Genomic DNA, 21,158 nt, shown 5'->3' with positions numbered 1-21,158 from the left:
CCCTGCGTACGGCGGTCCAGGAGGCGGCCGACGCCGTCGAGACGCTTCCCCCGGGGCACCGGCCCCGGCTCCAGGCCATGGTCACCGCCGCGCGGGGCGCCCTGGAGGTCCTGGCGGACCCGGAGCGGACCCCGCCGCCGATGGTGTGGGCGTCCGAACTGATCGCGGCGGACGGCTCCCGCGTCCTCCTGGACCAGGTCCTCGCGGTCAGACACCGCGCCGCCGACGGCACCCCGCTGGGCACCTCCTCCCGCCCCGGCCAGGACTGGCAGGACGCCCGCCGGCAGACGTACGGGCTGCTGCGCGAGGTGGTCGGCTTCACCTACGTGCGCCCCGGCCCGGTGACCCTGGAGAGCCCGGTCCAGAACCTGCCGTTCCACGACGCCTACCTGGTCGGACTGCGCGGCGGACCCATGGCTGCCGCGCTGGCCCGGTCCGACGGCACCGACGCCGTCGTCGACTACGCGCGGATCGTGGACTTCCTGTTCGCGTTCGACGGTCATCTGACCGCGCTCGCCCCCGGCCGTCCCGTCGTGGTGGCGGGGGCCGATCTGGCCGGCCCGCCCTCCGCCGACCCGCTGGAGACGCCGGTGGCCGGCCAGATCCTGGCCAACGGCCTGGGCCACTGGATCTGGACCACCGGCAGTGGCATCGAACCCGTCCTCGCCCCGGGTGACGGACCGACCGGACCGCGCTGGCAGCTGGCCGAGGGCGACTGGTGGGCCGGGTTCCGCCCCGAGCCCACCACCCCCGAACTGGCCCGGTGGGCCGAGCGGATCACCGGCGACCGCGGCCGGGCGCCGGACGTCCTGCGGTGGGTCCGGGCGACCCGGCTGGTCTACGGTCCCACCGTCGACGATCAGGGCAGCGCCCTCGCCACGCTGCTCCATGGCTTCCGGGCGCTGGAGCAGACCCGCGCGGCCAACGGCTTGACGAATCCGCTCACCTGGCGCGACCTCCGTACCGCGATCAGCGCGTACTTCACCGCGAACGGGCAGGCCGAACCGCCTTTGCCGGTGGCGCTGCAGTTCCTGCTGCTCTCCGCCGCCGGATCGGCCGGAGTCGATCTGGAGCTCGCGGCGGCGGCGATCACTCCGCTCCACCACAGTGTGCGCGCCTGGGACGCACCCGCCCCGGGCGGCGTCGTCGAGGATGTCACCGGCCAGGACGAGGAGATGTCCCTCTTCGCCCCGGCGCCCGCCGCGCAGCCGGTCACACCGACCGCGCCCGCGCCCTCATCCGTCACCACCACGGCGTCGAACGCCTTCGCCGGCCCCGGCGACGCCGTGCTCGACCCGAAGACCAGGATCAAGGGGCCTTCCGGCGCCACCCAGGGCCGTAACTGGACCCGGGCGAAAGTCGACCGCGTCCTCCCGGGCACGCTGCGGACCATCGAGAAGCGTGGGGACGCCGCGGCGAAGGTCGTCTCGACCGGCCGGGCGCCGTGGCCGGACGCCGCGTACGTGGTGATCGCCGACGGCGAGGACGGCCGGGCGCTGCTGCCGGACGGCCGGGAGCTGGGCCCCGAGGCGGTCGCCGACGCGTTGGCCGCCGACCCGGAGCTGGCGAAGCTCCCGAAGGACGTGCCCGTCGTCCTCGCCGTGCCGTACACCGGGGACCGCTACCAGCAGACCCTTCAGGCGGTGGCCGACCGGCTGGGCCGCACCGTCTGGGGGCCGAGCGGGACGGGCCGCGCCGTCCCCGACGGGTCGGGCGCCCACGTCCTCGCGCTGCTGGACCGCGACGCGGACGTCCCGGTCGGCGACTGGGTCTCGGTCGAGCCCTCGACCGCGATCGGCTCCTACCTCGACCGGACGTGGACGGCGCTGGACGGCACCGTGTTCCGCGACAGCGACGTCCTCACCGTGCCGCTGACCGATGAGGACCACCGGCACTTCGGGCGGCTGGCCGTCGAGCAGAAGGACGGGCTGCGGCGTCGCGCGCAGCGGCTCCGGCGGTTCCGCGCACTGCGGGAGCTCTCGCACCGGCTCCCCGAAGGCACCGACGCGGGCACCGAACACGAGCCGGTCGGCTCCGAGCCGGTCTCGATGGACTCCGCCGTCTACGTCTACGCCGGCCACGGCGAACCGGGCCGGATGCACCTTCCGCTGCGCGACGGCCGGACGGTGTGGCTGGAGAAGGAGGACGCGGCGGCGTACATCGCGGGCCTGCCCGAGATGCGCAAGCTGCCGTCCGGCCACCGCGTGCACCTGGAGGTGTGCTGGAGCTCCTCGGACGGCGACCCGCGCCACCAGTACCCCTACCTGGGCGAGACGCCCCACGTGGACGACCCCCTCGACAGCGTGCCGCTCGACCAGCTGGTGGCCAACCTCACCCGCCGGGAGACGGACGGCTCGACCCGCCAGACCGGCTTCAACGACACCCAGCGCATCGCCCTGGCCTCGGCGACCGGCCAGCGGGGAGGCAGGGTCCTGCGCCGCCCCGAGCCGTTGGGACCCGCGCTGGACACCCTGGCCCGGAACACGGGACTGCACCGCGGACCGGGCCCGGTCTCCCCGGAGACGCGGCAGACGATGCTGCGGCTGTTCCGGGCCGTACGCACCGTCTTCGGCCTCACGTTCGAGGACCATCGCGGCGGGCCGGACGGCCGGTTCGAGCGGGTCATGAACGGCGTCGTCGCGCTGGAGCGGATGCGGGCGAACGACGGCACGATCGCCCGCCTCACCCCGTTCCGGCTGGACATGCTGGACTTCTTCGTCCAGGAGCACACCGGCCGCGCCCCCGACAAGCGGGGGTACGTGGAGCTGCTCGACTTCGCCACGGAGCAGATCGGCGCCGACGAGAACGCCGCGCTCACCGACGCGGTGTCCGCGCCGTCGCTGGAGATCGCCCTCAAGCAACTGGCGGACAAGGGCGAGCAGATGATCCGCCACGTGCAGTCGCTGCCCGCCCCGGCGCCGTTCTCCCCCCGGCTGGTCGCCTCGACCCTGTGGGCCACGACCCGCGCCGCCCGGCTGCTGCGCCCGATGACGCCCGCCGCCCGGGAGGCCATGGGCCGCAAGATCCTCCACCTCGACGCCGCCACGGCCTGGGACCGGTCGCAGCAGGAGCCGCTGTGGGCGCTGCTCACCAAGGCGATCGCCGAGGGCGTGGACGTCGGCGACCAGGACGCGCTGGCCGCCTACCACCTCGCGGAGAGCGGCGCGTTCGCCCCGTCCGCCCTGCTCAGGCAGGGAGCGAACGTCCAGGGGGTCAACTGGTCCGGCACCGCCATGCCCGCCGGGGTCGACTGGGGCACCGTGCGGCAGATGACGTTCGGGCCCGAGGGCAGCAGCTTCGGCTCGGTGCAGCCCGCCTGGACCGGCCCGCACAAGCCGATTCCGGTGCTGAACGCCGTGGAGGTCGACGGCGCCGGGCGGACCGTGCTGCACCTGCCGGGCCGCCCGCCCCTCCCCGTCTCCGAGAACGAGTTCCTGGCCCTGCTGGAGAGGGACCCCGGCCTGCGGACCCTCCCGCTGAAGCAGCCGGTGCTGTTCCTGACCACCGGCCCGGGGGCCCTGAGCCCTCAGCTGGCGCAGCGGTTCTCCGAGCGCACCGGACGCCCCGCGTACCAGTACAGCGCGCCGATGATGCTCTCCTCGGGCGACCCCGCCACCACCCCGCTCGGCATCCTCGCGCTGACCGACCCGGCCACCAGGGCCCCGGGCACCTGGACCCGGGCCGCCCGGCAGACCAACGCCCCCGTGGCCGCCTCCGGCACGGGCGATCTCATCGTCTTCAGCCCGTCGGACCGGAAGGCCGGCCCCCTGCCGGACATCGGCTCCCTGAGCGTCGGCGAGCAGGGGCAGCCCCCGGCCGGCTCGCTCCTGTCGCCCGGGACGCTGATGACGAACGCCTCCGGCGCCCCGCGCGGCCGCAACCTGACGGACGAGAAGGTGCGCCAGCTGCGCATCGGACGCGTCCGGGTGTACGAGGAGGAGCCGGGCACCCCGCCCAAGGAGAAGGCCGGAGCGGACCAGGCCGCACCGTGGGGAGACTCGGCGTACGTCGTGTGGGGCGGGAGCGGCCCGGACGGGGTGCGGTTCCCCGACGGTCGCACGCTGGACGCGGAGAAGCTGGCGGCCGAACTCGCGGCCGACCCCGAGCTGGCGAAGCTGCGCAAGGACGTCCCCGTCGTCCTGGTCGTCCCGCACCTGGCCAACGAGCGGTACCTGGCCTACCTGCGGGCGGTCGCCAACCTGCTGGAGCGCCCGGTGTGGGCGCCCAGCGGCGACGGCCGCCTGGTGCGCAACAAGAAGCGCGAGCACATCCCGGCGCTCATCGACCACGGCCCGGACGAGCCGCTCGGCTCCTGGGTGCCGTTCCGGCCCACGAAGGCGGCCGCACCGCTCCCGGACCGTGTCTGGACGGCGCTCGACGGCACCGTCTTCCGCGACAGCGGCGTCCTCACCCGGCCCCTGGTCTCCGACCGGAACGAACGGTTCGGCCGGATGTCGCACGGCGACGACGCCCGGGGCCGCGAGATGCTGATGCGGTCCTACCAGCGCGCCGGGAAGCTGGTCCACCTGATGGCGTCCGGCAGCCGGACGGCGCTGATCAGCGAGGAGCCCCGCACTCCGGAGCCGGCGTCGTACGTGTACGCCGCCCACGGACTGCCGGGAGGTCTGCAACTCGCCCTGGTCGACGGCCGTACGGTGTGGCTGAGTGCGGAGGACGGCGGCCGGTACGTCGGCGGACTGTCCGAGGTCACCGAGCTGCCCGAGGGCCACCGGTTGAAGCTGGAGGTCTGCTGGAGCGACGCGCCGGGGGACCCGGCCCTGCCGCAGCTGGACAACCGCCCCGCGCCCGCCGTCCAGGACCCGCTGGAAGTGGTCTCCCTCGCCCAGCACACGGCGAACGTGAGCCGCCGCATCACCGAGGGGTCGCTGATGAGCAGCGGCTTCCACACCGACGCCCACATCCTGCACGACGCCCCCGGCGGCGTCGTCGGGCGGCGCAGGTGGGTCGTCCCCGAGCCCCTCCCGCACGAGCTGGACGAGATGGCCCGGATTGGCGGTCTGCACACCGGCGAGGGGGAGGCGTCACCGCAGGTGCGCGCGACCTCCCTCCGGCTGATGCGGGCCCTGCGCATCGTCTTCGGCCCCGAGGCCGAGCAGGACAAGGCCCTGCACGCGCGGCTGTTCCGGGGCATCAGCGCCATGGAGACCCTGCGCGCCAACGACGAGGCGCTGAACCGGCTCACCCCCTTCCGCATGGAGCTGTGGACCTTCGTCGCCCAGCGGGTGGGAGGAGAGAACCCGGGTCCCGACGACTACCGCAAGGTCCTGGACCTGGCCGCCGGCCTGTTGGCGCAGAAGCCGGAGGCCGCCCTCGGCGAGGCCATCGGGGACCCGGCGATCCAGCACGCGGTGCGGCAGGTCACCCAGTTCGGCGCGCCGCTCGTACGGAACGTGCTGCGGCAGCCCGACAGCGTCCCGGTGACCAAACGCGCCGTGACGCAGGCCTTCTGGGCGATGGCGGGCGCCGCCCAGCAGATGGCCGGCCGGGACGACGCGTTCATCGAGAAGCTGGGCCGCCGGGTCCTGCACGTGTTCCCCGACGAGGAGTGGGCCCCGGCGCGGAAGCAGCACCTGTACATGCTGACGGCCCAGGCCATCGCGGCCGGGCACGATCCGGCGGACTTCTTCACGCTGGCCGCCTTCCACCTCGCCTCCAAGGGCGCGTTCGGCCCCGCCCACCACCTCCGGGCCGGGGATAGCTTCCAGGGCTTCAACTGGAGCGGCAACCCGGCGCCCGGCGGGATCGACCTGCGGGCCGTCGGCCGGCAAAACACCGAGGGCGACGGCCACTCGCTCCAGCACTTCCGCGCGCCGTGGGCCGCCGAGGGCGAATCCACGGACGTCATGGTCGCGTGGACCGACACCGACGCCGACGGCTTCGTGGTCCTCCACCTGCCGGGCACGCGGCCCCTCCGGGTCGCCGACCGCGAGTTCCTGGCCCTCCTCGACCTGGCCCCGCCGCTGCGCACCATCGCGCTCGGGGTCCCCGTGCTGTTCGTGCTCTCCGGTGCGGGCGGCGGCGCGGGACGCCCCACCGCCCTGTCCGAGGCGTTCTCCAACCGCACCGCCCGCAACGGCTGGTCGTACAGCGGCACGTTGACAGTGACTCCCACCACCCCGCCGCCGGGTGCCACGGCCGCCCCGCTGCGGCTGATCGGACGGCCCGAGGCCGCGAGCGGACAGCAGGGCGTCTGGCGCAAGGCGTGGCTGAAGGGCCTGAACTCCAGCGTCCTCGTGCCCGCCCCGTACGGCGACGCCCTGTTCTCCTCCCCGGAGCCGACCGCGGGACTCACCCCCGTACCGGACACGGAACCGTCCACCGCGCCCCCGTCCACGACCGCGCTCACCGTGCCGCGCAGCCTGACCGGGGCCGAGGTCACCGTGCGGCCGCCGCTCGACCGCGCCGGACTGACCGCGCTGGTACGCCGGGTGACGGACCGGCAACCGGTGCGCGACCTGACGGTCGAACGATGCCTGGCGCTGCTGGGGGCGCTGCGCGGGGAGCTGTTCCCGCAGGGCGTGCGCCCGGCGCGGACGGTGGACGACACGGCGGTCGGCGTACCCGCGACGGAGTCGTCCCTGGTGATGGGTCCCGGGTGGCGCCGGGTCCGCTCGTGGGACGCGGTGGCCGGAGCGGTCACCGCCCAGGGTCCGGGAGCCGTCGCCCTCGTCCTGGCGCACCGCCAGGGAACGGCCCCCGGGCACGCCTGGGCGGCCTACCACGTGGGCGGCCGCGGCGGTGTGGTGTGGGTGGACCTCTCGGCCGGCCACGGTCGGCAGGTGTCCTCGCTCCCGCCCGCGGTCGCGGCGTCCGACGCCCGTGCCGTCGTCGTCGGCACCGGTGGACAGGCTTTGGAGCACGCGCTCCCCGAGTTCGCCCCGTCCTCCTCCACGGTCCACGCCGAGCTGGACGCGCCGGTCGAACCGGGCTACGGCGCCATCGGACTGGAGGTCGAGGAGCGCCGTGACCTCTTCCTCGACCTGCCCGGCCGCCTCACCTCGACGCTCGTCCTGGCCCACGGCCCCGGCATCACGCTCGTCACCGACAGCCGCGGCTTCTGGATGACGGCCGACGGCCTCCTCCACGTCAACGAACCGCAGGTGCCACCGGGGCAGCCGCGCCCGGTCCGCAGGAACTTCGCCATCGGCGAGTTCGTCCTCGACCCCATGGCCGTCCTCCCCGGGGAGCGCCGGCAGTCCCAGGAAGAGGGCATGGCCCAGCTCCAGCGGGCGCGTGCCGCCGGAAGGCTGCCGGACCAGCGCCAGGTCGCCGTCCCCCTCACCGAGATGCTGGGCCCGCTCGGCGGCTGGACGTTCACCGAGACGGGCCTGACGGCCAAGGTCAACCCCGCCCCCGAGGGCTTCGACTGGACGGCCTACGGACAGCTCACCCTCGGCTACCCCACCGTCGGCCTCAGGGAGCTCCAGGACATCGCCCACCAGCGGCTGACCGTCCCGAAGTTCGAGACCGCGATCGTCGGCGCGCGCAGCTTCGGCCAGTCCGTCACCACGACGTACGCGAACCACGTCCTCGGCACGCCCGCCGTGGAGAGCCACATCGCACCGTTCCTCGCGGCGATCCCGGAGGTCGACGAGGTGTGGGGCTACGGATGGCTGGGCTTCCAGAACGTCGTGGCCGCACCGATCGGCGACGTCTTCGACAACGCCCGCCCGCCGGGCGCCGACCCGGAGCTGATCAAGAACCTCCTGCCCGCCGCCTCGCGCAACGCCCTGGACCGGATCCTGCGGGCGCTGCGCCCCCGCACCCGGGCGTTCCTGAACGAGCACCACGACCAGCTCTCCGCCGACGCCGCCCGGCAACTGGGCCGACTGCTGGACTTCTTCCGGCAGCGGCTGACGCCGCACCTGCCCGCCGACCCCGCCTTCTTCGACACCGCCGGCACGGAGGTGCCAACGCCCCGCGAGCACTGGACCGCCGTCCTCACCGGCCGGACGTCCCAGGGCGAGCCCATCAGCCAGCGCTACGCCGTCGGCATGGACGACGGCGACTACCCGACCCTGGACACCGACGACGGCCGGCTCGCCGTCCCGCTGGTCCTCGCGGAGCTGCGGCACTTCGGCTACACCGGCCAGTTCATGACGCCCGAGGAGATCCAGCGCGCCGTCACCGAACTGTCCGCCCTCGGCCGCGCCGCCTACGAGCGCGCGCTGAGGTCCCGGGCGCCGCTCCCCGAGGACGTGCTGCGCGAGTCCGTCCGGCGGATCGTGGACAACCCCGTGGTGCGGGGCGTCGCCGGCTTCCTGGTGGTCGCGGCGCGGGCCGGCATCCCGCAGGTGGGCGGCCCCACCCGCAGACCGCTGACGGAGTGGGACAGCCGGACCATCTCCCTGGCCCTGGGCGAGTACGCCCTGGGCAGGCCCCTGCACGACGGCCACCCCGCCCACCGGGCGCTGCGGGCCGCGCTGACGGAGGCGTACGAGCTGCTGCCGGACATCCCCCCGGGCGGTCGGGCGAAGGCCCGGGGCATCTTCGACGCCGCACGCGGCGCTCTGGCCGTCCTCGCCGATCCGGCGCAGACCCCGCCGGTCATGCGGTGGTACGCGGAAGTGGTCGCGATCGGCGGAGCCCGCGTCCTTCTGGACCGCGTGCTGGTGATCCGGCACCGCGACGCACAGGGCATCCCGGTGGGCACGTCCTCCCTGCCGCTGGCCGCCTGGCAGGACGGACTGCGGCAGCACTACGGCCTGCTGCCCCGGGTGGCCGGCTTCACCTACCTGCGGCCGGGCCCGGTGCCGCTCGAAAGCCCGCTCCAGGCCATGCCGTTCGAGGACGCCTACCTGCTCGGGCTGCGCGGCGGCCCCGGAGGCGCGCACCTCGCACTGGCCGACGGCACCGAGGCTACGTTCGCTTACGCGCGGATCGTGGACTTCCTGTACGCCGTGGACGGGGACCTCACCGCGCTCGCCCCGGAACGGCCGGTCGTGGTGACGGGGGCCGACCTGGCGGGCCCGCCGCCCGCCGACCCGCTGGGGACCCCGGTGGCCGGCCAGCAACTGGCCAACGGCCTGGACCGCTGGGTCTGGGCCCCCGGCAGCGGCGCGGAGCCGTTCCTCGTGCCCGCCGACCAGATGGCCGGGCCGCGCTGGCAGCTGGCCGAGGGCGACTGGTGGGCCGGGTTCCGCCCGGAGCTGTCGACCGCCGAACTCGGCCGGTGGGCCGAGCGGATCACCGGCGACCGGGGCCGGGCGCCGGACACAAGCCGGTGGGTCCGGGCGGTCCGGCTGGTCTACGGCCCCCTGCTCGAGAACGACGTGACCGCGTTCGAGGCGCTGCTGCGCGGTTTCTGGGCCCTGGAGCAGACCCGCGCGGCCAACGGCGTCCACACCCCGCTCAACTGGAGCGATCTGCGTACGGCGATCAGCGCGTACTTCACCGCGAACGGGCAGGCCGAACCGCCGCTGCCGGTGGCGCTGCAGTTCCTGTTGCTCTCCGCCGCCGGATCGGTGGGGGTGGACCTGGAGCTGTCGGGGATGGCGATCACCCCTCAGCACCACAGCGTGCGCGCCTGGGACCCGGCCACCGCGGGCCCGGACTTCTTCGCCCCCGTGGGCACCGCGCCCGCCACCGCGCCCGCCACCGCCGCACCGCCACCGGCGACCGGCGCGTTCACCGGGCCGAACGATCCGCTGCTCGCGCTGGACACCCTGCTGACCGGACCGTCCGGGGCCGCGCAGGGCCGCGACTGGACCGCGAAGAACGTCAGCCGTGTTCTCCCGGGGAGGCTGCGGACCATCGAGAGCCTGCCGGGTACCGCTCCGAAGGTCGTCGCGACCGGCCCCGCTCCCTGGCCGGACACCGCGTACGTCGTCACCGCCGACGGCGAGGACGGCCGGGTGCGGGCGAAGGACGGCCGGGTCCTGGGCCCGGAGGCGGTCGCCGACGCGCTCGCCGCCGACCCGGAGCTGGCGAAGCTGCCGAAGGACGTGCCCGTCGTCCTCGCCGTGCCGTACACCGGGGACCGCTACCAGCAGACGCTCCGGGTGGTGGCCGACCGGCTGGGCCGCACCGTGTGGGGGCCGAGCGGCGTGGGCCGGACCGTCCCCGACGGCACCGGGGACGCGCATGTCCTGGTGACGATGGACCCCGACCCCGAGGCGCCGGTCGGGGCATGGGTGTCGGTCGACCCGTCGCCGGCCACCGGACCGCACGAGGACCGGACGTGGACGGCGCTGGACGGCACCCTGTTCCGCGACAGCGACGTCGTCACCCGCCCGCTGGCCGACGAGGATCACCAGCGGTTCGGCCGGATCGCCGTCCACCGGCAGGACGCGCTTCGGCGGCGCGAGCGCAACTTCCGCGCCCTGCGCAGGATGCGACGGCTCGTCCATTGGACTCCCGCCGGCACCCGCGCCCAGGAGACGGCCTCCGCACCGGTCTCCATGGACGCGGCCGTGTATGTCTACGCCGGCCACGGCGAACCCGGCCGGATGCAGCTCCCGCTCCGCGGCGGCCGGACCGTCTGGCTGGGCAAGCACGACGCGGCCGCGTACATCGCGGGCCTGCGCGAGGTTCGCGAGCTGCCGCCGGGCCACCGTGTGCACCTGGAGGTCTGCTGGAGCTCCTCGGACGGAGACCCCGCCCGGCCGCAGCCGTCGTTCGCCCCCGTCCCGCATGTCGACGACCCGCTGGGCGACGTCCCGCTCGACCAGCTCGTCGCCAACCTGACCCGCCGCGACACCGACGGCTCCACGCGGATGACCGGGATGGACGACACCCGGCGCTTCATCATGGGCTCGGCCGGCGGCGAACAGGGCCGCCGCGTGCCGCGCCGCCCCGAGCCGCTCGACGACGAGCTGGACCGACTGGCACGCGTCGCCGAACTGCACCGGGCCACGGGCGATGTGCCGCCCGCGACCCGGGAGGCGACGCTCCGGCTGGTGCGCGCCCTGCGGGCGGTGTTCGGCGACGCCGTCGAGAACGACCGTGCCACCCCCGGCGGGCGTTACGAGCGTGCGCTGCGCGGTATCGGCGCCCTGGAACGCCTGCGCTCCAACGACCCCGCGCTCAACATCTTCACCCCGTTCCGCAGGGACCTGCTCGACTTCTTCGTCCGCGAGCACACCGGCCGTGCCCCGGACCGGGCCGGATACCAGGACCTCCTCGACCACGCCGCCGCCCGCATCGCGGCCGACCCCGACGCACGGCTCACCGACGCCGTGCCCTCACCCGCGCTCCGGATCACCCTGAAGCAACTGGCGGACGCGGGCGAGCAGATGATCCGCCACGTGCAGTCGCTGCCGCCCCGGGTGGCCTTCACCCCGCGCCACGTGGCGTCCACCCTGTGGGCCTCGGCACGGGCCGCCCAGCTCTTCCGCCCGATGACCGCCGCCGCCCGCGAGGCCATGGGCCGCAAGGTCCTCCACCTCGACGCGCCCACTCCCTGGGGCCGCAACCAGCAGGAAGCCGTGTGGGCGGTGTCGGCCAAGGCGATCGCCCAGGGCATGGACGCCACCGACCACGACCTGCTCGCCGCGTTCCACCTGGCGGAGAGTGGTGCCTTCGGCCCGGCCGCCCTGCTCCGGCAGGGACCCAACATCCAGGGCGTCAACTGGTCCGGCACCAACGCCCCCGCCGGGATCGACTGGGGCACTCTGCACCGGCCCGACGGGACGGCCTCCCACCGGTTCACGCCCGAGTGGACCGGCCCCGGCAAGCCCATGCCCGTGCTCAACGTCATCGAGGTCGACGCGTCCGGCACCCCCGTCCTCCACCTGCCCGGCCGCGCCCCCGTCCCCGTACCGGAGAGCGAGTTCCTGGCCCTGCTGGGCCTGGCGCCCGAGCTTCAGACGGTCTCCCTCGGCAGTCCGGTGCTGTTCCTCACCACCGGGCCGGGGGCGCTGAGCCCGGAGCTGGTCCAGCGGTTCTCCCAGCGCACCGGACGCCCCGCCTACGGCTACAGCGCTCCGATGGCGCTCACCGCCCCGAGCCCCGACGCCCCGCTCGACATCGTCGTCCTGGCGGACCCGGCGTCCACCGCCCCGGGCCACTGGACCGCCGCCGCCCGCCAGTTCACCGCCGCGGCCACCCTCGGCCAGGACCGGTCGGCCTTCTTCGGCCCGCCGTCCCCGGCCGACCTGGGAACGGACCCCTTCCAGGACCCGGCCACCGTGCTGCGGGACGACGCCGGGGGGGTGCTCGGACGCGATCTGACGGGTGCCTGGACCGACCGGGTGCGGACCGACCGGGTTCGGGAGGCCACGGACGGGCAGAGCGCCCAGGAGCCGGACGAGCCCGCCCCCTGGGGCGGCGAGGCGTACCTGGTCGGTGACCGCGCCCTCGACGCCCAAGGGCTGACCCCGGAGGCGTTCGCGGAGAAGCTGGCCGGGGACCCGGAACTGGCCGCGCTGCCGCCCCACGTGCCGGTGGTCCTGGCGATCCCGTACGCCGGTGCGCAGTACCTGGAACCGGTGCGCGCGGTCGCCGTCCGGCTGGGCCGGCGGGTGTGGGCCCCCAGCGGCGACGGACGGCTCCGCCACGACTCCGCCCTCCGGGCCCGCATCCCGACGATGACGGTCCACGACCCCGCCGGCTGGCACGGCGACTGGGTGCCCTTCGACCCGCCCGCGGTGCCGGCGTCCTTCGAGAACCGGCAGTGGACCTCGATCGAGGGCAGGCCCTTCCGCGACAGCGACGTGGCGACCCTGCCCCTGGTCTTCGACCGCCGCGAGCGGTACGGCAGGGTGTCGGTCGCCGACGACCTGGACCAGCGCGAGAGGCTGCTGCGGGGGCTCTTCCGCCGGCGGCAGCGGATCCACTACGCGGCCACCACCCTGGGCGACCAGCTCGTCAGCACCGAGTCGTACACCCCGGACCCCGCGGTCTACACCTACTACGGGCACGGTTTCCCCGGCGCGCTGGCCATCGTCCTGCGCGACGGCTCGACGGTGACCCTGGCCGCGGCCGACGGCGGGCGGTACATCGGCGGACTGCGTGAGGTCCGCGAGCTGTCGCCCGGCCGGCGGATCGGCCTCCAGGTCTGCTACGCGGCATCGGCGGGCAACCACCGCGACCCGCAGCAGGAGGGCCGCCCGGTACGGCCCGTGGAGGACCCGCTGGACGAGGTGTCCCTCATCCAGCACACGGCCAACGCGGCTCGGCGGGAGGTCGAGGGGCCGACCCTGGTCGCGGCGCTGGACGACGACTCCTACGTCCTGGAGGACACCCCCGGCGGCGTGGTCGGCCGCGTGGTGCGCGTCCGGCCCGAGCCGACCGACGCCGAACTGGACCGCCTGGCCGTGATCGCGGACCTGCACGGCGACCCGGACACCGTGCCGCCGGAGATCCGGACGACCGTGCTGCGGCTGGTCCGCGCGCTCCGCCTCGTCCTCGACCACGACGTGGAGGACGACCGCTGGGAGCCGGGCGGCCGGTACGAGCGGGCGCTGAAGGGCATCGCCGCGCTGGAGACCCTGCGCGCCAACGACGCCGGACTGCGGCGCCTCACTCCGTTCCGGATGGAGCTGTGGACGTTCCTCGCCCGGCGCGTCGGCGGTGACGCCCCGGGCCGCGACGCCCACCGGGACGTTTTGGACGCGGCCCGGCAGTTGATCGGCCGACGGCCGGACAGCACGCTCTCCGGGATGCTGCCGGACACCCCCCTGACGTACGCCCTCGACGAACTCTCCGGCAGCCAGGGCGCGGAACTCGTCCGCGACGCGGTGGGCCTCCCCGACCCCGTCACGCTGCGGCCCAAGGACATCACCCGCGCCTTCTGGGCGATGGTGGCCGCCGTCGACCTGGTCCTGTTCCGCATGGACCCGGCGCAGCAGGAGAGCCTGGGCCGCCGCGCCCTCCACCTCGCGGACACGGACGTGTGGAGCGACGGGACGACGGCGGACCTGACGTTCCTGGCGGTACGGGCCCACGCCCGGCAGATCGACATCACCGACCCGCACCAGCTCGCCGCCCACCACCTCCGCGAACTCGGAGCCCTCCGGCAGATCCTCACCGACGGGACGGAGCCGACCGGCTACAACTGGAGCGGCCGCCCGGCCCCGAACGGCGTGGAGAGCGACCAGTGGTACGCGCGGGTCAAGGCCGGCAACGACGTCCTCACCCTTCCCCACCCGGCCCGGTGGAGGTCCACGGAGCCTTCCGGGGCGTCCCTGGTGATCTGGACCGGGACCCGGGCGGACGACGGCGGCATCGTCATCCACCTGCCCGGCCACGCCCCGCTGCCCGTTCCCGACGAGGAACTCTGGGCGCTGCTCGATCTGGCGCCGCTGGTGACGGACGCGGGCGTCGACGTCCCCGTCGTCTTCCCGATGGGCAGCTTCACGGACGGCAGCGCGCGGCGGACACAGCCGTTCACCGACCGCACCGGCCGCAGCGCCTTCGGCTACTCCGGACCGCTGGACCTCGTCGAGGACGACCCGTTCGCCCCGCTGCGCATCACCGCCCTGCGGGAGAAGAAGCTGGGGCAGTGGATCAGGACCAGCTGGAAGCCGCGGCCGCTTCCCGGGGCTGCCACGAAGACGCACGGCACGGCCGTCAAGGCCGGCCCCGGGCCCTCCGCGTGGCCGGTGCACTCGTCCCGGCAGGACGCCGGCACCGGTACCTTCCACTTCACGGCCGGCACGCCCCGCCGCGCACCGGCACCCGACGGGGAGAGCGGCCGGCCGGGCATCGCGTATCCGTCCGCCGTCCGCATCAACGCCACCCCGGTGTCCACGACCGGCCAGGACACCTCCTCGGGGCCCGGCCCCACCGGGGCGGCGGCCGCAGCCACCGAAACGGCGCCCGCGGCCGCCGCCGGCCCGGCCGGGGCCGTACGGTCCTGGCGTCCCGCCGGATCGCCCGGCACCGCCCGGTTCGTCGCCCTGTACCGCGACCGGGAGTGGCAGCGCCGCAGCACGGCCTTCGAGCTCGCCTTCGCCGAGCACACGGGCCGCGCCGCCGGGCTCACCTCGCAAGCACGCGACGCGGTGTCCCGTATGGCGCGCGAACTCACCGCCCGCCACGGCGAGCACGCTGCCCTGCGGGCCTTCTTCGCCCCGGACGCGCCCCCGGGCGACCCGGCCGCGGCGCTGGAGCGGCTGCTGACCGCCCCGCCCGGACCGCTCACCCTCGCCGCCCTCATGACCGCCTTCACGTATGCGGCCCACGCTGGCCACGGCCTGCCCCGCGAGACGGCCGAGACCCTGGCCCGCCCGCCCGGCCGGCAGGGGCGCTACACGCCGGGGAACCCCTACCGCGAGGTGCACAACAGCCGCGGCATGCGCCGCGTGGGCGGCGAGGACGGCCCCGCACTGCGGCTTCTGCGCACCTACGCCGCGCTCGGTGCGACACCGGACAGCCTCCTCGTCCTGCGCGACGCGCTCATCGCCTGGGCGATCCCGGCCGACCTCCAGTCGCTCCACGAGATCCTGCGCGCCTCCCACCGGGTCGCCCGGGGAACCGCCGCGGAGCGCGACATCGCGCTGCGCGACGGCGCCGGACTCCACACCTGGGCGGCCGACTCGCTCACGGCCGGCGGCCCGGACCGGGAAGGGCGGGCTGCCCCGCCCGCAGGGCAGTCCGTCGCGCCGCACCTCGCGCTGTACGCCGAGCGGACGACGTTCGGCCGGGACATCACACGCAGTGGGCTGAACCTCCCCGATGACCTCGCGCACCTGGTCGACGCCGCGCTCGCCGGTACCCTGCGCCCGGACACCGCCCGGAACCGGGCGCTCCTCGCCTGGCTCGACCGCTACGGCGAAGCGGGCCGGGACGCGCTGCGGCGGCTGTCGCCCGCCCACCTGACGGCGATCCACCTGTACAGCGGCGCCGACTACCGCCTGATGAAGGCGTTCCTCAACGGCGAGCGGTTCGGCGCGGGCATGGGGCGTCGCCTCGTACGTCTCAACGCCTGGACGATGACCAGCAAGATGGCGGAGGTCGGAGCCGCCGACCTCCTCCCGATGACGCTGCGTCGGCAGAAGGGGTTCGCCGCCCTGTTCGACGCGATGTGGGACGTGGACGACCTCCAGGCGCAGACCGCCGAGGTGGCCGCCCTGAGGCGCCGACTGGACGCGATGGCCGACGCGGTGTTCGCGGAGCTTCCGTCGCACGTCGACATGGTGGTCGAGGCGCTGGAGATCCTGCCCCCGCTGCACGGAGACGTCTGGTGGGGCGACCGCGGAATGCCGGGGGCGCTGGGCACGCCACCGTCCGACGGGCCGGTGTACGGGCGGAACCGCATCACCGTGCCCTTCTTCCGCAGCACCGCGCTGGCGCGGGACGAAGCGCTCGGCTTCATGCACCGGAGCAAGGGAGCCCCCGGCGACACGCACCACGGACTGGTCCATGTATCGGACTCGACCGCGCGGGAGGTCAGCCCGTTCGTGGTGCTGCCGCTGGAGACCGAGGTCCTGTACCCGCCGGGCGCCTCCTTCGACGTCACCACCCGGACGATCGTCCCCGGCGACTCGCGTACGCGGCCGTACGAGAGTGTCGACGTCACCGAGGCGCCCACGCGCGCCACGACACCCGGCACGGCCGGCCCGCCCACCCGGCCCGGTACGCCCGACGAACTGTTCGGCATCGCGCCCCCGGCCGGCGCCGAGGACGCGTCGTCCCACCGCGCACCGGTGCTGCGGACGGTACGCGGGCAGGACGGCAGCACGATCGGCGTGGCGTCGTTCGACGACGTGGACTGGGCGGAACGACGGGAGGAGTACGGCCGACTGGCCGCTGCGACGGGCTTCGTGTCGTGGGAACGCGACGGCGAGGGCAGGCCCGTCCCCACCCACCGGGCGCTGCCCGGCGGTGGGACGACAGGGGGGACGTTCTTCTTCGCCTCGCACGGCGGCGGCGACGGGCTCGGGCTCGTCACCGAGGACGGCGGCCCACGGAGGGACGACGGTTCCTACGCCGGGCGGCTGCTGCGGTCGGCCCGCACACGCGGCTCCAGCAGTGTGACGGTGCTCGCCTGCGGCCCCGGCGACGGGCCCCGGAACCGGGCGGAGGCCCGGGCACGGGCGATACGCATCGCGAACGGGGCGGGACTGCCGGTCCACCTCCCCACCGGGCGGGCGGCAGTTTCCGACGGGTTGCCGCACCTGCTGGAGGACGCCGACGGGCAGCCCACGGAGTGGGTCACGGCCTATCCGGCGGACTGGACGGGCCCCCGCGTCCCGACGCCGGGTACGTCCGCGGCCGGACGCACCGCGTACCGCTACCCCGCACCCGGGCAGCTCAACGTCCAGGGCCGGGTGCGGGACGCCGCCCCCGAGCAGCTCGACGACCTCGACGCGGCCCGGGGCACACCGTGGTCGGTGTCGTCCTGGAGCCCCGCCGGGGCGCCGGGCACACCACGGTTCACGGGGTTCTACCAGGAGCGCGCTTGGCGACAGGCGAGCGTCGACTGGGAGGACTCGCTCGCCGAGGCGCTGAGCGAGGCTCCCCGGCTCGCCGCTGCCGCCGGGCTCGCGGTGCGCGGTCTGTACGGCCGACTCGCCCTCCGTAACGGAAAGGAGCGGGCGGCACGCGCGTTCTTCGCCCCGGAAGAGACGCCCGATGCCCCGGCCGCCGAGCTGGAGCTGCTGCTCGACGAGCCTGGCGGCCCGGAGGCGCTGGACGGGCTGATGCGGGCGTTCGCGCACGCGGCCTACGCCGGACCGGGGCTGCCGGCCACGGTCCACGAGGCACTCACCGAGGGCGGCGGGCGGTCCGACGTGGACAGCGCCTACCGTGCCGTGCACGACAGCCGGGGCTTCCGCCGTGTCGGCGGCGAGCGCGGTCCCGCGCTGCACCTGCTGAGGGTGTTCGCGGCGCTCGGCCTGTCGTCCGAGCTGCTGCCCCCCTTCCGGGCCGCCGTGGCCGCCTGGGCGATCCCGTACGACCTTCACTCGCTGCACGAGGTGCTGCGCGCCTCCCACCTGATCGGCATGGGCACCGCCGACGAGCGCGGAGCCGCCACTCGTGACGGGGCCGCGCTGCACACCTGGACCGTGGGCGCCTTCACGGAGAGTGGCCTGCTCCCGCGCGAGGACGACGGAAGGACGATCGCCGCCCTGGTCCCGCCGCACCAGGTGCTCTACCAGGACCGCATGTCCTTCCCGTTCGAGCTCACCGGAACGATGGACGTGCCGGACGCCCTCGTCACGATGGCCGACGCCGCGCTCGCCGGAGCGCTGCCGTCCCGTCCCACGCCCAGGCTCCAGGTCATGGCCGCATGGCTGGAGCGGCACGGCGACCGCGGCGTCGCCGCGCTCGGGCAGCTCACCCCCGCCCACATCACGGCCCTGTACCTCTACAGCTCCTACGACTACCGGCTGATGAAGGCGCTGCTCAACGGGGAGCGGCTGGGCCGGGGCGTCAGCCGTCACCTGGTGCGCTTCCACAGTTGGCAGTACCTGCTGGAGTCGGCGCGCGAGGAGGAGCTGGACATGCCGCCGCTCACCCTGGTCAGCCGTCCCGAGTTCGCGGATCTGTACGCCGAACTCGCCGAGCTGGCCGACCTCGACACCCCCGGTCCCGACCTGGCCGTGCTGCGCCGCCGCGCGGACATGATGGCCGACCGGCTCCACGACGAGCTGAGGCTGCACATCGACATGGTCATCGAGGCCCTGGAGATCCTGCCGCCCGTCGGCCGGACCATCTGGTGGGGCGAGCGGGGCGCGCCCGGACCCATCGAGCGGCCCGCCCTGAACGGCCCCCTGTACGGCGACGGCGCCATCGAGGTGGCGTTCTTCCGCAGTGCCTCGCTGAAGATCGAGGAAGCCGTCGAGTTCGCGCTGAGCGACAAGGCCGTGCCCGCCCGGTCGCACCGCAGGCTGATCGAGGTCGCGAACTCCACGGCCCGCGACGGCGCCCCCTTCCTCAAGCACCTGTCGGAAGGGGAAGCGCTGTACCCGCCGGGCATGCGCTTCGACGTCGTCGGCCGGCGACTCGTCGAGTCCTACCGGCGACCCCCGATGCTGCACGAGGTGGCCGAGGAGGCGAACCCGCTCCCCGACAGCCTCCCCGAGGTGTCGCAGACCGACCCGGTGCTCTACGCCCCGGCCGCGTTCGAGGACACGGTGGACGACGTGTTCGACCTCGGCCGCTCCGACTCCGACCTGTCGGACGCCGACGGGTACGCGGACGCGGACTCCGACGAGGACTCCAACGCCGAGGACGGCACCTCGCCCCGGATCGTCGAACTCACCGACGACGAAGCCGGGACCAGTGAGATCGACGAGTCGGAAACGCCGCAGGGCGACGCGCCCGTGCCCCGCGACGGCTACCGCCGTACGGGACCGTACGCAGCCGAACTCGACGGCACCGTCTTCGCCCTGCACGAGCCTCCGGGCGAGGGCGACCGGACCGTGGACGCCTTGCTGTTCGCCGTCCGCCACGTGGCCGACGAGGGACTCCGGCAAGCGGGCGTCGACACGGTGGAGGACTTCCGCGCCTGGCTGGCCGCCGCCGTCACCGACGAGGACGTGTCCGAGGCGGAACTCGCGCCGCTGGACGGCGGCCGGGACCTGCGGCTGGACCTCCTCGACAGGGCCGGCGCGTCCCTCGGCGTCTCCCTGCGTACGGAGGCCATGCTTCTCGGCGACCGCCTCCCCGCCTCGCGGGTGTCGCTGAGCGACGTGCAGCGCCTGCGGGTGCTGCTCGCCGACCCCTCCTACGGACCGGGCGACATCGCACTGCCGATGGGCCCCCTCGTAGCGGCGACGGCGCGCCACCTCGGTGTGACGGTGGCCGTGGCGGGCCCTGACGACGAGGTGACGTTCCACGGTGTGCGCACCGACGGCGTACCGCTCGCCCTGCTGGTCCTCGACGGGGACCGCCGTCTGGCCGGGCTTCCGGCCGGACCCGGCGACACCGCCCCCGACGAGGAGGCGCGGCTGAGCCGGTTGGTGGACGCCCTGTCCTTCGCTCCGGCGTCCGTGCTGCGCCGGGCCGCGGACCGGCCGGCGCCGGAGTGGGCCATGGCCCGCATCCGCTACATGACCGAGGCCGTGCGTTTCGAACAGCGCCTCGGCCGGTACCTCGGCGGCCACGAAGCGGCCAACGCCCAGCTCGTGGTGATGACCCGTGAGCTGTGGGACCGGGCTGTCGCGGCGGGCCGTTGGAAGGAGCTGGGTTCGAACGACCCCACCGTCGACGGCGCGGTCGGCACCGGCTGGGACCAGCTCCTCGCCGTCGTGGAGTCGGGCAACGCGCGGGAACGCATGGGCATGCTCTGGATCGGCTCCCAGGCGCCGGACGGCCAGGGCGGAGTCATCTCCGAACTGCTCGGCAGCCCTGACCCCAACCCTGACGTGATCTCCGCGGAGTACCGGTCCGCCCGGCCTCCGTCACGGACGATCACCGCCCACCAGGAGCTGTCGGGACACCCGGCCAGAACCCCCGGGGAACAGGAACGGATGGACCGGGCCGGGCGTGAGCTGCGCACGCGGGCACGCGCCGAGGACCTCTCGCCGCCTCTGAGCGAGGCCGAGCGCGCTCTGATGCCGGACGACGGTATTCCGTGGATTCCGGGTATGCACCGGTACGACATCGCCATGGACAGTGCCCCGCAGGCCGAAGCGGAGGAAAAGGGCGCCCTCGTCCGGGCCGCCACCTCCGGTTCGGCCCATCGACTGCTCTCGCAGGCGGTGAAGATGCGCCAGGAATGGGGCCTGGACATCGACCTCGGTCTGGTCCGGCTCGCCCTCATCGCGGAGATGCTGCAGGCGGAGCACCACGGCCTGGACGAGATCATGCGGGGCAGCCAACTGGTCCTCGACCGGCTGCGGCGCGCCGGCGCCCCGGAGCCGGCCGACCTCGACTACGTCGACAACTGGGGCCGTTACTGGAAGATCGCGCCCTTGACGGAGGCGGAACTGAGGCAGCACGTGGCCGTCGACGGACTGTTCCCCGACGAACACGCCCTGCACCCCTTCGGAGACGAAGAGCTGTCCGGGCCGGCTGATCCCACCGACCCCGCGGTGGCCGCGTGGGCCCAGGAGCACCACATCGTCCTGGAGGACGCCCTGCGCCTCCTGTCAGCGCTCGCCCCCGACACCGTGTCAGGGTCCGCCCCGCTGACGCCCGAGCGGCTGGAGCGGCTGGTCGACGCCTGGTTCCGGGCCCGGAACCAGGCACCCTCCGGCAGCCTGGCCGACCGGATCCGCCGCATACTGAACGACGTCCGTGCCTGA

Annotated in this window: 1 protein-coding gene (cut by a window edge); it reads left to right on the top strand. The window is 74.7% G+C overall.

Annotated features, from left to right (window positions below):
- Positions 1-21,158, top strand: the 3' portion of a protein-coding gene (locus tag ACH4KB_RS07100; RefSeq protein WP_398064411.1) for a lonely Cys domain-containing protein. 16,705 nt of this gene lie to the left of the window's left edge; the window shows 21,158 of its 37,863 coding nt (coding positions 16,706-37,863); its start codon lies off the left edge, out of view; the stop codon is at positions 21,156-21,158.

Source organism: Streptomyces sp. NPDC017520, from assembly GCF_044329855.1.
Classification (GTDB): Bacteria; Actinomycetota; Actinomycetes; order Streptomycetales; family Streptomycetaceae; genus Streptomyces.
This window is presented reverse-complemented; position numbering and strand designations above follow the sequence as displayed.